The organism is Candidatus Pseudothioglobus sp. uisw_142 (assembly GCF_059512465.1).
This window is the reverse complement of sequence record NZ_CM183452.1, coordinates 1,363,129-1,377,915: the sequence shown is the minus strand read 5'-3', so window position 1 is coordinate 1,377,915 and position 14,787 is coordinate 1,363,129. Positions and strand designations below refer to the sequence as shown.

Sequence of the window (14,787 nt, the reverse complement as noted above, 5' to 3'; positions counted from 1 at the left end):
ATTATTGGGAGTAAATATGTGTGGAATTGTTGGACTTTTTATTAAAAATCCTGCCCTTGAGTCTGAACTAGGAGCCTTAGTTGCGCCTATGTTAAGTGAGATGACAGAACGAGGTCCTGATAGCGCTGGTATGGCTGTCTATCGAGATCCAAATGACAAAGGGTGTAAGGTGACTGTGCTTTCTCAAAAATTAGATTTTGACTGGGCTTCATTTGAAAAAGCAGTTAGCTCTCATTTTTCTCTCAACAAATTCACTGTGACTCAAAATCATGCAGTTCTCTCTCTGGATAACTCGTTGACTGAAGTCGAGCAGTGGCTTGCTTCAAATTGGACCGACCTAAGTGTCACAAGTGCAGGAACTAATATCGAAATCTTCAAGGGCAAGGGCAACCCTGCAGATTTTATCAAACAGTTTGACATTAAAAATATGACCGGAACGCACGCACTTGGGCATACAAGAATGGCGACTGAAAGTGCTATTACGACTGAGCACTCTCACCCCTTTTCTACGGGGCAAGATTTATGCCTTGTACACAACGGCTCATTGTCAAATCATAACCGTCTTCGTGAAACGTTAAAGCGAGCAGGTGTTCAATTCAAAACCGACAATGACAGTGAGGTTGCTGCAGGATATTTGAGTTGGCGCTTGAGTGAGGGCGATGATCTTGATGAAGCGCTTAATCATGCCATTGAGGACCTCGACGGCTTTTATACTTTTGCCATTGGAACTAAAGACGGGTTTGCTGTGATGAGAGATCCAATTGGATGTAAACCAGCCATCATGGCTGAAACAGATGATTGGGCTGCTATGTCTTCAGAATATAGGGCAATTGCAACCCTTCCGGGTGCTGAAAATGCTCGCATATGGGAGCCTGAACCAACACAAATTTACAGTTGGAAAAGGAGTTAAATATGACGGCAATTAATTTAAATGAAAGCAGTGTCAGAGAGCTCAATGAAAAATTGCAGAGTGGCTCTTCAGGAGATCAGTTCTCTGTCAATAATACGGTTGGTAAGCACGCACTTTCTGTGGGACTGACCTCAGAGATTAATGTCGAGATTAATGGCCATGTCGGCTATTATTGCGCGGGTATGAACCAACAGGCAAATATTGTAATCAATGGTAATGCTGGACCTGGTCTTGCTGAAAACATGATGTCTGGTGAGGTGCGCGTCACAGGAAATGCATCCCAATATGCAGCTGCAACGGCCCATGGTGGTTTACTTGTTATTGAGGGCGATGCGAGTTCGCGTTGCGGCATTTCAATGAAGGGAGTCAATATTGTAGTGGGCGGTAATATCGGACACATGAGCGCATTCATGGCGCAGTCGGGTTGTCTTGTAGTTTGTGGTGATGCTGGAGATGCTTTAGGGGACTCTGTTTACGAGGCCAAAATTTATGTTCGCGGTGAAGTCAAAAGTTTGGGTACAGATTGTATTGAAAAAGAAATGCGTGATGAGCACAAAAAAGAGCTTAAAGAATTACTAAAACAATCAAATATGAACCATAAGGTCGAAGATTTTAGACGCTACGGTTCTGCACGAAAATTATATAATTTTGACATTGACCAAGTTGATGAATACTAAGGAGACTAGATTATGAGTAAAGATAATCCAACATTAATAGAATCGTCCACTTTTCCAAGACATGTTATTGCTGAAATTCAGCGAGCAGCTAAAACAGGTATTTATGATATCCGTGGCTTTGGTGCGAAGAGAGATATCCCTACTTTTGATGACTTAGTTTTTCTTGGGGCGTCAACTTCCCGCTACCCTTTAGAGGGCTACAGGGAAAAATGTACCACTGAAGTTGTCTTGGGAAATCGATTTGCAAAAAATCCAATCCATTTAAAAACACCAGTCACTATTGCTGGTATGAGCTTTGGATCTCTTTCAGCGCAGGCAAAAGAGTCTTTGGGAAGGGGCGCTACACTTGCTGGTACAAGCACTACAACAGGTGATGGCGGTATGACGCCTGAAGAAAGAGGGCACTCTAAAACACTCGTATACCAGTACTTGCCATCAAGATATGGTATGAATCCTGATGACTTAAGGCGCGCTGATGCCATTGAAATTGTTCTTGGTCAGGGCGCTAAACCTGGCGGAGGTGGTATGCTTTTGGGTCAAAAAATTTCACCACGAGTTGCAGAAATGAGAAATCTTCCTGAGGGAATAGATCAACGTTCAGCGTGTCGTCACCCAGATTGGACAGGACCAGATGATCTTGAAATTAAGATTCAAGAGCTTCGTGAAATCACCAATTGGGAGAAGCCTATTTATGTAAAGGTTGGCGCCACTCGTGTTTTTTATGACGTTACTTTAGCTGTTAAAGCTGGGGCAGATGTTGTCGTTGTTGATGGCATGCAAGGTGGAACTGCTGCAACTCAAGATGTCTTTATTGAGCATGTTGGTATTCCAACACTGCCGGCGGTAAGAATGGCTGTTGAAGCTTTGCAGGAGATGGATATGCATCGCAAGGTGCAGTTGATAGTTTCTGGCGGCATCAGGAGTGGCGCTGACGTTGCAAAAGCCTTAGCACTCGGTGCTGATGCAGTCTCTATAGGTACTGCTGCGCTCATTGCTTTGGGTGATCAAAGTCCAGAGTTTGATGATGAGTATAAGGCGATTGGTTCAGCTGCTGGCTTTTGGGATGATTATCAGGCGGGAAATGATCCAGCCGGAATTACGACTCAAGATCCCGAACTTGCAAAAAGATTGGACCCAATATTAGGGGGTCGAAGATTGGCAAACTATATCAATGTTTTGACACTCGAGTTACAAACATTGGCTCGCGCCTGTGGCAAAAGCCATGTCCATAATTTGGAGCCAGAGGATATGGTAGCATTAACAATGGAAGCTGCAGCTATGGCTGGAGTCCCGTTAGCGGGCACAAGTTGGATTCCTGGAAAAAATGGGATGTAAACTACTTAAATTATTTATAAAACATGACAGATAGGAGAATTTATGGCTATTAAACTTAGTAAGGTCGCTAAAGAGAGAGGGATTGAATACTTTTTGATTAGCTTTGTGGATTTATTTGGCAGTCTTCGCTCTAAATTAGTTCCTGCACGGGCTATTGATGATATGCAAAAAGATGGCGCTGGTTTCGCAGGATTTGCTGCCTGGCTTGACATGACACCTGCCCATCCTGACATGTTTGCTATCCCTGATCCAGATAGTTTAATTCAATTACCATGGAAGCCAGAAGTGGCATGGCTTGCCTCAGATCTATGGATGGATGGAAAACCAGTAGAGGCATCTCCCCGCGTTGCTTTAAAGCGACAGTTAGCCGAGGCTGAGAAGCAAGGCTTTAGAATGAAAACGGGTGTTGAGTGTGAGTACCATTTAATTAATGATGATGGAACTGATATTGCCGATGAGAAAGATACCCAAAGTAAGCCTTGCTATGATCAGCAAGCACTAATGCGCCAATATCCAGCTATAAAGCAAATTTGTGACAGTATGATTGAGCTTGGATGGGGTCCCTATCAGAATGATCACGAAGATGCCAATGGCCAATTTGAGATGAACTGGGACTTTGATGATGCATTAACTACAGCAGATCGTCAGGTATTTTTTAAGTTTATGGTCAAATCAATTGCTGAAATTCATGGGATGCGGGCAACCTTTATGCCTAAGCCCTTTACTCACCTGACTGGAAACGGCTGTCATTCCCACTTGTCTATCTGGAGCCTTGATGGAACTAAAAACCTTTTTAATGGGGACAATGATAAAAGAGGCTTGGGGTTATCTTCTTTAGCCTATCAATTTTTAGGTGGCATTATGCATAGCGCAGATCGTTTAACAGCAATATTCAATCCAACTGTCAATAGCTATAAGCGAATTAATGCTCCAAGGACTTTGTCTGGGGCAACATGGTCTCCAAGTTCAATTACGTATGGAGGCAATAACCGAACTCACATGATTAGAGTGCCAGACTCTGGGAGATTTGAATTAAGATTGATGGACGGCGCTGCGAATGCTTATCTGATGCAAGCTGCTATTCTTGCTTGTGGTTTAGATGGTATTGCTGCTAACAGAGATCCGGGTGATCCGCTTGATATAAATATGTATGAACTTGGAAAAGATATTGAGGGATATAAACAGCTTCCTAAAAACTTACTCGATGCCCTAAGACTTCTTGAGGGCAGTGATGTTTTAAGAGAGAGACTTGGCGATAACTTGATTGATGCTTATATCAAGCTAAAGCATAGTCAATGGAATGATTATTCAGCCCATTTAAGCCAGTGGGAGAGAGATAATACTCTAGACTGTTAATTATACAAAAAGCGTTTAAACAAGTAAGATGCTGAAATGGACTATGATAAATTTGAATTAGGTGATGTTACTCTGCTATCTGGAGAAGTCTTAAGTTCAGCATTCTTGGCTTATAAAACCTATGGTACATTGGATGCCAATAAAAGTAATGTTGTCGTTTTGCCTACTTTTTATACCGGCTCTCACCAAAGAAATGAGGGATTCTTTGGTCCAGGAAGAGCGATAGATCCAGATAAGCACTTCGTAGTTTCAATTGACATGTTTGGTAACGGATTCTCTTCCTCACCAAGCAACACAGAGTCACCTCAGGATGGTCCAAGGTTCCCTCATGTCTCTCTCTGGGATAATGTTGCATGCCAGTATCGGCTTATCACTGAGGCATTAGGAGTTAAGAGGATTGCACTCGTTACAGGATGGTCAATGGCTGGTTGCCAGGCCTATCAGTGGGCTGCGCAGTACCCTGACTTTGTTGATGCCATCTTACCATTTTGCGCTTCAGCTAAAACTTCACCACACAACTATGTTTTTCTTGAAGGGATTAGGGCTGCACTTTGTGCAGACCAACATTGGAATAATGGAGACTATAGCTCACCTCCTGTTAGTGGACTAAAAGCATTTGCTAGAGTTTATGCAGGATGGGCTTTTTCACAAACGTTTTATCGCGACTCACTTTATAAAACACTCGGTTATGAGTCAGTAGAGGATTTACTGGTGGACTGGGAGGAGGACCATGCTGAAAATTGGGATGCTAACAATCTTCTCTGTAAGCTAAGAACTTGGCAGACTAGCGATATAAGTCTTGGCCCAACTTATCAAGGCAATTTTATGATGGCACTGAAATCAATTAAGGCCAAATCTATCTTAATGCCCTGCACACAGGATTTGTACTTTCCTCCTGAGGATAACGCTATTGAGGCAAGTCATATGACTAATGTTGAATTTCGACCCTTTGATTCTCCATTTGGCCATTGCGCTGCTAATCCGGGAAATGATAAAGGCTTTACTTCAGCACTAGAGGATGGGTTAAGACAACTACTTGGAGAGAAATAATGGGTAGTGATATGACAATTACATGGCAAGATTTTGAAAAAGTAGATATCAGAGTTGGGACTATTACTAAGGTTGAAGATTTTCCTGAGGCCAGAAAGCCAGCCTACATTCTGCATGTTGATTTTGGATCTGAAATAGGAATCAAAAAATCTAGCTCGCAAATTACAGATCTTTATAACATTCAACAACTTCAAGATAAGCAAGTTATGGCAGTTGTTAACTTTGCTCCCAAGCAAGTTGGACCAATTATGAGTGAGTGTTTGGTTTTAGGGTTTTACCGTAAAGACAATTCAGTGGTGTTAGCCACTAATGATTTACCTATAAATAATGGCTCTCGTCTACTATAGATTTTAGTCTTTAGTAATTGCTCATCCAATAACTGAATGATTAAGAGTCTGTATTGTAAAATTAAGATTTGATATTTCAACATAAGTTATAAAACTCTCAATGATCATTTGTGCGGGCGAATCTTTAATAGATATGGTCTCTTTTCGTGGGGAGGCTGAATATACACCTCATGTTGGAGGAAGTAATTTCAATTCATCGATTGCGCTTGGACGATTGGGAGCTGATAGCTATTATTTTGGCGCCATATCCAATGATAGTTATGGAGAGCTCATTGAGAATACTTTGCGACATTCTAAAGTTAAAGAGGACTTTGTCATTAAGACAAACCGTCCAACAACACTTGCCTATGCTGATGTCATCGAAGGCATTGCAGAGTACACCTTTGTTGACGAACATTCAGCTGGAAGATTATTAGATCAATCGAGTCTCAAACCTTTTCTAGTTGGATTGAAAAAGGCAAAGGCATTATTGGTTGGAGGGATAAGTCTTCAAGCAGAGCCTTGTGGGTCAAGTTGGCAGTGGCTTATAGGCGAGGTTTCGGGCTATCTGCCAATTTATTTTGATGCTAATATTCGTCCTGATTTTATTGAAGATAAACAAAGTTTTTTTGATCGCTTTATTGAGCTAACTTCTAAAGTTGATATTATTAAAATATCAGATGAAGACTATCGCTATCTTTATGGAGCTCAAGACTTCAGTGAGACCAGTAAAAGTTGGCTTAATAATGGAGTTAAGTTGGTTATTCTGACATTGGGATCAGATGGAGCAAAAGTTTTATATAGTGACCATGAAGTTTCTGTACAGAGTAATAAGGTTGATGTTTTAGATACTATTGCAGCCGGGGATACTTTTAATGCAGGATTCTTATTGAGTCTTGATAAGCAGGGTTTGCTCGATAGGGAAAGTCTTAATTCTATAGGTGAGGCCCAGCTTAAAACTGCACTTACTTTTGCTAATAAAGTAGCTAGCATTTCAGTTACAAAAAAAGGCGCAAATCCGCCATGGCTCGAAGAGCTCTAAATACAAAAAACTATTTTGTTTGAGGGCACTTTAAAAGAAAACTTTTAAACCCTATATAGTCATTCAAAGAAGAAGATAGTAAGTAAAATCTACCCTTTCTTCGTATTATACAAATTAGCAAAATAATGGATTCAATTATTTCAATTAAAGACTTATCCAAAACTTATAATTCGGGTTTTGAAGCTCTTAAAGCTGTCAATTTAGAAATTAAAAGAGGTGAGATACTTGCTCTTTTGGGTCCGAATGGAGCAGGTAAAACAACTTTAATTTCAACTATTTGCGGCATTATTTCTCCTTCATCAGGATCAGTCACTGTTGATGGTTTTGATATTATTAGTGATTTTCGGAAAACGAGAGCAATGATAGGCCTTGTTCCACAAGAATTGACTTTGGGTTCATTTGATACGGTTTGGAGTACAGTCAGATTTAGTAGAGGTTTGTTTGGCTCTAAAAGAGATGACGCTTACCTTGAGCAGCTTCTTAAGGATTTGTCACTTTTTGATAAGAAAGACTCTGAAATTAGGGCTTTATCAGGAGGCATGAAAAGAAGGGTGCTCATCGCTAAAGCGCTCTCTCATCAACCTAAGGTGTTATTCTTAGATGAGCCAACTGCTGGCGTTGATGTTGAGCTCAGAAAGGAAATGTGGAAGATTGTTCATAAACTCAGTAAACAAGGCGTCACTATTATCTTAACAACACACTATATTGAGGAAGCTGAAGAAATTGCCGAGAGGGTTGGTGTAATTAGTAATGGTGAACTTTTACTGGTTGAGAAAAAAGATGAGCTAATGGAGAGTCTTGGTAAAAAACAACTCATTATTGATTTAAAAGAGCCCGTTAAAAAGATTCCAAGTTCGCTCAAGAATTACAATATTGAATTGAGTGAGGATGGTATGCAGATTTCATATACCTACGTTGTCAAAGACGAGGAGGTTGATGTATCTGAAGTCCTTCATGAGATTACAAATTCGGGATTGCATCTTAAAGATCTTAAGGTTGAGCAGAGCTCGTTAGAGGATATTTTTGTTGACTTAGTTAAGGAGAAGTCATGAACTTTACTGCCATTAAGGTCATTTATTTCAATGAAATGATGCGCTTTTGGAACACTCTTTTTCAGAGTGTTGCCTCACCAGTGATTTCTACTGCTCTATATTTTGTAGTCTTTGGCTCAGCAATTGGATCAAGGATGGAGAATATTGAAGGTGTTTCGTATGGCTTATTTATTGTTCCTGGGTTGACTATGTTATCGGTACTTACCCAGAGTATCTCCAATGCATCATTTGGAATATTCTTTCCTAAATTTACGGGAACTATATATGAATTACTTTCAGCTCCAGTATCCTTTTATGAGACCCTCATTGGTTATGTTGGTGCTGCGGCAACAAAGTCACTGATTTTGGCCACAATCATTCTAGTAACCGCTAACCTTTTTGTTGACTTGAATATCGCGCACCCTTTTTGGATGCTCAGCTTCTTAGTGCTAACGTGCGTAGCCTTTAGCCTTTTTGGATTTATTATTGGACTTTGGGCCGACAACTTTGAGAAGCTACAAATTATTCCTTTGCTCATTATTACGCCTTTGGTTTTTCTTGGAGGCAGCTTTTATTCAATTAGTATGCTTCCTGAGCTATGGCAAAAGGTAACTCTATTCAATCCAGTTCTTTACCTTGTGAGTGGTTTTAGGTGGAGCTTTTTTGAAGTCTCTGATGTGAGTGTAGGAATCAGTTTGTTTATGGTCTTTTTATTTTTAGCTATTTGTATTGCCATAGTTGCCTGGATGTTCAGAACAGGTTACAAGCTTAAGCAGTAATATTGAGGAGGGGTATGGCTCAAATTACTGATCTGTATATATACCCTGTAAAGTCACTTAAAGGGATTGCTCTTAAAGAGGTCCATACTGGTTTGAGGGGCTTTCAATATGATCGAGAGTGGATGATTACGGACAGTAAGTATCACTTCATTTCTCAGCGTGAAATTGAGTCAATGGCTACATTCAAGACAGAGATTGATACTACTTCACTGATACTTTGCTCAAATGCCAATCAGTTTAGCGTCTCTCTTCATTCAGAAAAATTAAATAAAGTTAGGGCAACTGTTTGGGATGATGCCTGTGATGCTTATGATGAGGGTGATGAGGTTTCGAATTGGCTGACTGAGGAGCTAGGAGAATATAAAGGGAGCTCGCTTCGACTTGTGAGGTTCTCTGCTGATGGCGAGAGGGCCGTTCCAGAAGAGTATTTAAATGGCATGAGAGCGCAAAGTGCTTTCTCTGATCAGTTCCCTTATTTGATTACCTCTTGGGAGTCTCTTGGAAGGCTGAATCAGGGGCTTCATGATAATCATTCTAAAGAGGTGTCAATGAACCGCTTCAGGCCTAATATTGTCGTTCAAGGCCTGGATGATTTGGAGAAAATGACTGATAGTGATTTATCCTGTGATGAGGGTGACTACAGATTCGGTCTAAGAAAGCCATGCAAGCGCTGCAAGATTGTTACTATTAACCAAGAAAATGGTGAGATTATGGAGCCTAAAGAGCCTTTAGCGACACTTGTAAAATTAAAATTTAGTGATGCTATAAAGGGAGCATTTTTTGGTCAAAATGCAATTTTACTCTCTGAAGATTGTGTAATCAGGGTAGGTGATGAACTCAAACTCATTTCTTAAATATTAGAAAAGACTGGCAATCAATTTTCTAGAGAGATGGCTCCAAGCTTGATCTCATTTTTCCAAGCATGCCCATAAATGACTTCATAGGTTGCAGGAATCTTGCCATTGTCACGATAACTTTCATACATTTCTAGCATCTTTTTAAACTTTGTTTTGCCAGTGAGCGACTTGGATCTATTCTCAACTGTCTGGGCGCCAATTCCCTTAAGGTCATGCATTAAATCTAAAACTTTTTCATAGGTTAAGGTTAATTTTTCCATTTCCATGATAGGGCTCTGAAATCCAGATTGGATCATCTGATCTCCAATATCATGCATATCTATAAAATCGTTAACATGCGCCTCGTTGTCAACTACTGACCAGCTTCTTTTCAGTTCCTGAAGTGTCTCAGGGCCAAAGGTCGTAAACAAGATCAATCCGTGTGGCTTAAGAACCCTAAAGCACTCATTAAAAAGTGTTTTGAGGTCAGGGCACCACTGAATCATTAAATTTGATACAACAAAATCAACACTATTGGAGGCAAATGGTAGTTCATAGGCATCCGCACAAACTTTTAGATTTTGCGAATTATTTTTTAAGGACTGTTGAGCGAAATCGACACAAAATAAACTCGCATTAGGAAACATATCAGCTGTCTTGTCACTCAGGAATCCCGTACCAGAACCTAAATCGATAATATTTTCAGGATTAATTGAAATAACCTTTAACTTTTCAGACAGTCTTTTAGCTATTTCATTTTGAAGAAAGGCATTATCGTTATATTTATCAGAGGCACTGTTAAATGTTCTTCTTACTCTAGACATGATCTGATTTGGCTTGAAATTTGATTCATTATATTGAAGTATAGATCTGGACCAGGAGAAAATTCACTTCCCAAAATATCAATTTTTGATGCCTTTAAAGCTAAACCCTCAGACAGAGCTTTGACTTGGCTAGGGTTATTATCAATGCCATAAACTAAACAAGATATCTTCAAATTTTTGATCATTCTTTTTGACTCTAGTGTTCTTTTGACACTTAAACGAGCTCCGTGGTAAGGCGTCACAATGACGGGCCTCTTCAACTTTTGATCTTTCTCAAAATATTGGAGCGTGTCATCAATGACAGCGATTCTTTTTGACTTAATTGACTTGAGTTTAGAAACTAAATCAAGATTAAGCTTATCTATTTTTAAATTAAATTTTTCCAAATTCGTAACGTAAGTCTGTTCATTAGACGGGTCTAATACTTTCAGGCGACTCGCTATAGTATTTGCAATCAACTGAACGTTTTCTGTGCTCAGCCATAAATGATAATCGAGGATGCTATGATCTTGCTCTTCGTGTTCTTCATCTTTTTCGAAAATAGAGTCTCTAGCACTATAGATTTTTAAGTTATCAGTATCACTGACAAACACTAAGGAATCCGAATTTATGTTTTTTAAGGCTTTCTTTAAACCAATTTCAAAATTTTCATCAACAGTAATCACGAGATCCGCATCTGAGATTAAGCGAATCTGTGACGGTTTCAAGTGGAATGTGTGAGCAGAATTATTAGACTTTAGAAGTAACTCTGGCTCAGCTATGCCACTCATCAGAGAGGACACAATGCTATGAATTGGCTTAATGCTGGTGACAACAACTGGAGATGTTTGCCCATAGGCACTTCCCAAGCTTATCAAAAGTATTAAACTGATTATAAAACGGAGGTTCATAGCCCATCCAAAAATAAAAAAAGTGAATAGAAAATTATACGCTAATCAAATAATTTACTTAAAGCTTAGTTATTACAAATAACAATGGCGCGAGTTGGGGCTGGGTAGCCTTCGACTGTTAGGGAAGGGTCGGAAGGATCAAGAAAGTCCTCTAATGACGCAAGACTATCACCAATCCATTGTGTTTTTCTTTGTTCATTCGGCATTGTTTGAGATATATCTATCACTCTAATGTTTCTATATCCAGAATCAATTAGCCAAGATTTAAGTGTTTCAGTCGAAGGCAGACAATGAACGTTTCGCATATTTGCATATCGCCCCTCTGGAATGAGTGAATAACCTTTATCACCATCAATGATTAGTGTTTCAAGGATTAACTCTGAGTCAGAAGCCATCATTTCTTTAAGATTAGATAAGTGAAGCATATGGTCTCTCTGATGATAAAGTACTCCCATAGAAAATACGCTCTCAAATATTGGCATAGAGGGCATTTCTTCAAGTCTTAATGGAAGCAACATTGATTTTGAATCTTGCTTGTGTAAAGCATTAATTGCAGCATATTGATAATTAAAAAGGAGAAAAGGCTCAATTCCTAGAGCCTTTTTAGCTCCTTCAAGAGCCATCCTAAGCGTGAAATATCCGTTACCAGCTCCAACATCAAGAACTCTTCTATTTTTTAATGGCGTGATATCATTTTTGAGACGTTGCCACTTCATGTCGCCCTGCCATTCACTCTCCAGTATTAAATCATTAAGGATAAAAGGGCCTTTTCTCCATGGCAAGAATTTTCGTAACTTTGATTCAATAATTTCGGATGAAGCATCTATATTATTAATGGATAAATAAGGTTCATTTAGGCCTAAATGACCTTTAGATAGGGCATTAAGTTCATTGAGTGCCTCATTCCATTTTGGAGTATTTCCATTTTTAACTTTGAGAGCTTTAATGCTTTTTGCAAGGCACTCATCGATGAACTTTTGAAGGGCTAAATCATTGAAAAACAGATCAAATCTTTCTTCGAATAATTTCATAAATTAAATCAGTTCCAAAAATATATCTAGTATAAAATAAGTTGTAGATACATATATATGTTACTTTTACTCTTTTTGGAGATTAACGTGATTAACAAATCAATTAAATTTTTTGCACTACTTTTTTTGACTCTCAATGTCTATGCAGGTGGTGATGACAGAGATCAAGTTTATTATGAAAACCTTGATGAGGAACTAGCTGCCTTTGAAGCACAACTAGCTGAAGATCTTGCCAAGCAAGAAGCAGCTCTTGCCAAAAAGGCTTCTGCTGAAATGATGGCTGAAATTGAAGCTGAGATGGCAAGAGATGCTGCTCTTAAGGCTTTCCAAGATAAACTCGCAGCAGATAAAGCTGCTGCTGCAAAGGCAAATGCTGCTTACCAATCTAAGCTTGCCAGAGATGCTGAAATGGCTGCTCGTATGGAAGAATTAGCAATTGAAAGAGAATTAGCTGCCTTTGAGGCTCAACTTGCTGCTGAAGCTGCTGCTGCTGAAATGATGGCTGAGATTGAAGCTGAGATGGCAAGAGCTGCTAACCTTCAAGCTTTTCAACAAAAGCTAGAAGATGAAAGAGCTGCTGCTGCTGCTGCAACTGCTGCCTATGAAGATTCACTTCTCGATGCTGAATTTGCTGCTCTTGAAGCAAAATTAGAAGCTGAAGCTGCTGCTGCTGAAATGATGGCTGAGATTGAAGCTGAGATGGCAAGAGCTGCTAACCTTCAAGCTTTTCAACAAAAGCTAGAAGATGAAAGAGCTGCTGCTGCTGCTGCAACTGCTGCCTATCAAGCGTCGCAAGAGGTTATTGGTGAACTAGTTGTTGAAGATGAGGTCATAGTAGTTACTGAAGCTGCTCACGAGGCTTGTAAGCATGCTTTAGGTTTGACAGATGCTAACATTACTCTTTTCGAGAGTGCACTTGCTGATGGAACTTTATTTAATAAGGGCCCTCAAAGTGCAAATGGTACTGAGTTTGGTGCCTCAAGATGGGATGCATATGCTAACTGTGTGAGCAACTATGTGAATCCGTTCTAATTTTGAGTAACCTCTCTATTGGCTTTTAATAGAGACTAACTAAGACAGAAAAGAAAACCCAGAGCATGCTCTGGGTTTTTTTATTTATAATTATTGACTATGTTTAAAATTTTTACTTCTTTTTCTATCCTGTGTTTGATATTATTTTCCTCTAGCACTAGCTTCGCTGATGATGATAATTCAGATCTTCAAGATGAGCTTGATATGGTTTTGATGGAGGAGGTTAACCCGTGTTTTGATCAGCTTGAGGGTGATGTTAATGATGATAGTAATATCACTTCAGTTATAAAGCTTTCTGGATTAGGCGCCTTCAATCAGGGTGATGAAATTATGAGCTCAAGCAATGTAAAGGCGATTGTTGATTCTTATGACCCAAAAACGAATCAATTAACATACTATCAAACAGCTGAAACTGGTTTTAGGTCTTTTTCAATTGGCGAGAAGTTAGTCGGAAAGGGTTCAGATGTATTAACGATTGAAGAATTGGTTTTAGATTTTGTAGTACCATGTTCAGATTTGATTGTCTCAATCGAAGAAGATCCTGAACAAATGATTTTTATCTTTGCTGACTCTGAGGCTGCAATAAAGGCTAAATTAGCCGCCGCTGAAATGATGGCAGAAATCGAAAAAGAAATGGCAAGAGCTGCTGCTCTTAAAGCCTTCCAAGACAAACTCGCAGCCGATAAAGCCGCCGCTGCTGCTGCAACTGCTGCCTACAGAGATGCTCTTCTTGAAGCAGAGCTTGCTGCTTTTGAAGCAAGACTTGCTGCAGAACAGGCCGCCGCTGAAATGATGGCTGAGATTGAAGCTGAGATGGCAAGAGCCGCTGCACTTAAATTCTTCCAAGAAAAACTCGCAGCAGATAAAGCAGCTGCTGCAAAGGCTAATGCTGCTTATCAGTCAAAACTCGCTAGAGACGCTGAGATGGCTGCTAGAATGGAGGAGCTTGCAATAGAACAAGAATTAGCAACATTTGAAGCAAAACTTGCTGCTGAACAAGCCGCCGCTGAAATGATGGCAGAAATCGAAGAAGAAATGGCAAGAGCTGCTGCTCTTAAAGCCTTCCAAGACAAACTCGCAGCCGATAAAGCCGCTGCTGCTGCTGCAACTGCTGCCTATAAAGACTCACTTCTCGATGCTGAATTTGCAGCTCTTGAAGCAAGTTTAGAAGCTGAAGCTGCTGCCGCTGAAATGATGGCTGAGATTGAAGAGGAAATGGCAAGAGCCGCATCCCTTAAAGCCTTCCTTAAGAAACTTGAGGAAGAAAAGGCTGCTGCCTCATCCTCTACTGCCGCCTACCAGGCAAAGTTAGCTTACGACAAGAGAGTGACAAAGATTATGGACGATCTATTAGTTGAATTGGACGACTTTAATTTATCAGGAGAATATAAGTCAACAATTGCTGATGAACTTATAAAGGAAGCAACTACAAAGCTAGAGGAGGAAGCATTTGTTGGAACCATCTCTGGAGAAATAGTAACAGAAGCTATTCATGACTTCTGTAAGGTCAACTTAGGTTTGTCAGAAAGTAATATTGAGCTTTTCAAAAAAGCTTTAGAAGGTGACTATTTAGGTAATGTTGGTCCACAGGTAGAGTATGGAACCGAGTTCACAGCCAACAGGTGGCAAAAATATATTGACTGTGTAGGCTCTAAAAGATAGAACAAA

Annotated in this window: 15 protein-coding genes; 12 read left to right on the top strand and 3 right to left on the bottom strand. The window is 39.9% G+C overall.

The annotated features are described in order from the left end of the window. Positions 1–16 precede the first annotated feature (16 nt). The 10 genes from AC5YGB_RS07050 (at position 17) to AC5YGB_RS07005 (ending at position 9,360) form a co-directional block, all read left to right on the top strand. A complete protein-coding gene (locus tag AC5YGB_RS07050) occupies positions 17–910 on the top strand; it encodes a class II glutamine amidotransferase (RefSeq protein WP_496137108.1) in 894 nt (297 codons plus the stop codon). A 2-nt stretch (positions 911–912) separates the two neighbouring features. After that, entirely contained in the window at positions 913–1,587 is a 675-nt protein-coding gene (locus tag AC5YGB_RS07045) for a GltB/FmdC/FwdC-like GXGXG domain-containing protein (protein WP_496137107.1), read from the top strand. Between the two features lie 12 nt (positions 1,588–1,599). Continuing rightward, positions 1,600–2,922: an FMN-binding glutamate synthase family protein gene (locus AC5YGB_RS07040; protein WP_020023992.1), complete on the top strand. Its 1,323-nt coding sequence runs from the start codon at positions 1,600–1,602 to the stop codon at positions 2,920–2,922. 42 nt (positions 2,923–2,964) lie between these two features. Further along, positions 2,965–4,278: a type III glutamate--ammonia ligase gene (gene glnT / locus AC5YGB_RS07035; RefSeq protein ID WP_020023993.1), complete on the top strand. Its 1,314-nt coding sequence runs from the start codon at positions 2,965–2,967 to the stop codon at positions 4,276–4,278. Between the two features lie 36 nt (positions 4,279–4,314). Beyond that, positions 4,315–5,328 carry an alpha/beta fold hydrolase gene (locus tag AC5YGB_RS07030; protein ID WP_496137106.1) on the top strand — a complete coding sequence of 338 codons (1,014 nt, stop codon included), beginning with the start codon at positions 4,315–4,317 and terminating at the stop codon, positions 5,326–5,328. Then, positions 5,328–5,675 carry a tRNA-binding protein gene (locus AC5YGB_RS07025; protein ID WP_020026195.1) on the top strand — a complete coding sequence of 116 codons (348 nt, stop codon included), beginning with the start codon at positions 5,328–5,330 and terminating at the stop codon, positions 5,673–5,675. The genes AC5YGB_RS07030 and AC5YGB_RS07025 overlap by 1 nt, the downstream gene beginning before the upstream one ends. Before the next feature lie 100 nt (positions 5,676–5,775). Then, complete coding sequence (locus AC5YGB_RS07020) at positions 5,776–6,696, top strand: PfkB family carbohydrate kinase (RefSeq protein WP_496137105.1); 921 nt, start codon at positions 5,776–5,778, stop codon at positions 6,694–6,696. A 125-nt stretch (positions 6,697–6,821) separates the two neighbouring features. Continuing rightward, positions 6,822–7,748: an ATP-binding cassette domain-containing protein gene (locus tag AC5YGB_RS07015; protein WP_496137104.1), complete on the top strand. Its 927-nt coding sequence runs from the start codon at positions 6,822–6,824 to the stop codon at positions 7,746–7,748. Then, positions 7,745–8,506 (top strand): ABC transporter permease, encoded by a 762-nt coding sequence (locus AC5YGB_RS07010; RefSeq protein ID WP_496137103.1) that lies wholly within the window; start codon positions 7,745–7,747, stop codon positions 8,504–8,506. The genes AC5YGB_RS07015 and AC5YGB_RS07010 overlap by 4 nt, the downstream gene beginning before the upstream one ends. Positions 8,507–8,520: 14 nt before the next feature. Beyond that, entirely contained in the window at positions 8,521–9,360 is an 840-nt protein-coding gene (locus tag AC5YGB_RS07005) for an MOSC N-terminal beta barrel domain-containing protein (RefSeq protein ID WP_496137102.1), read from the top strand. A 20-nt stretch (positions 9,361–9,380) separates the two neighbouring features. Here AC5YGB_RS07005 and bioC read toward each other — a convergent pair whose 3' ends face one another. The 3 genes from bioC to cmoB all read right to left on the bottom strand — a co-directional run bounded on the left by bioC (position 9,381) and on the right by cmoB (position 12,087). Next, positions 9,381–10,166 carry a malonyl-ACP O-methyltransferase BioC gene (gene bioC / locus AC5YGB_RS07000; protein WP_496137101.1) on the bottom strand — a complete coding sequence of 262 codons (786 nt, stop codon included), beginning with the start codon at positions 10,164–10,166 and terminating at the stop codon, positions 9,381–9,383. After that, on the bottom strand, positions 10,154–11,056 hold the full coding sequence (locus AC5YGB_RS06995) for a metal ABC transporter solute-binding protein, Zn/Mn family (RefSeq protein WP_496137100.1): 903 nt from the start codon (positions 11,054–11,056) through the stop codon (positions 10,154–10,156). The genes bioC and AC5YGB_RS06995 overlap by 13 nt, the downstream gene beginning before the upstream one ends. A 65-nt stretch (positions 11,057–11,121) precedes the next feature. Then, positions 11,122–12,087 (bottom strand): tRNA 5-methoxyuridine(34)/uridine 5-oxyacetic acid(34) synthase CmoB, encoded by a 966-nt coding sequence (gene cmoB, locus AC5YGB_RS06990; RefSeq protein WP_496137099.1) that lies wholly within the window; start codon positions 12,085–12,087, stop codon positions 11,122–11,124. 87 nt (positions 12,088–12,174) lie between these two features. Here cmoB and AC5YGB_RS06985 point away from each other — a divergent pair, with 87 nt between their 5' ends. Beyond that, the gene (locus tag AC5YGB_RS06985; RefSeq protein ID WP_496137098.1) at positions 12,175–13,119 is read left to right on the top strand and encodes a hypothetical protein; all 945 of its coding nucleotides are present in this window, start codon (positions 12,175–12,177) and stop codon (positions 13,117–13,119) included. 99 nt (positions 13,120–13,218) lie between these two features. Then, positions 13,219–14,781, top strand: a complete 1,563-nt coding sequence (locus AC5YGB_RS06980; RefSeq protein WP_496137097.1) for a hypothetical protein — start codon at positions 13,219–13,221, stop codon at positions 14,779–14,781. Positions 14,782–14,787 lie beyond the last annotated feature (6 nt).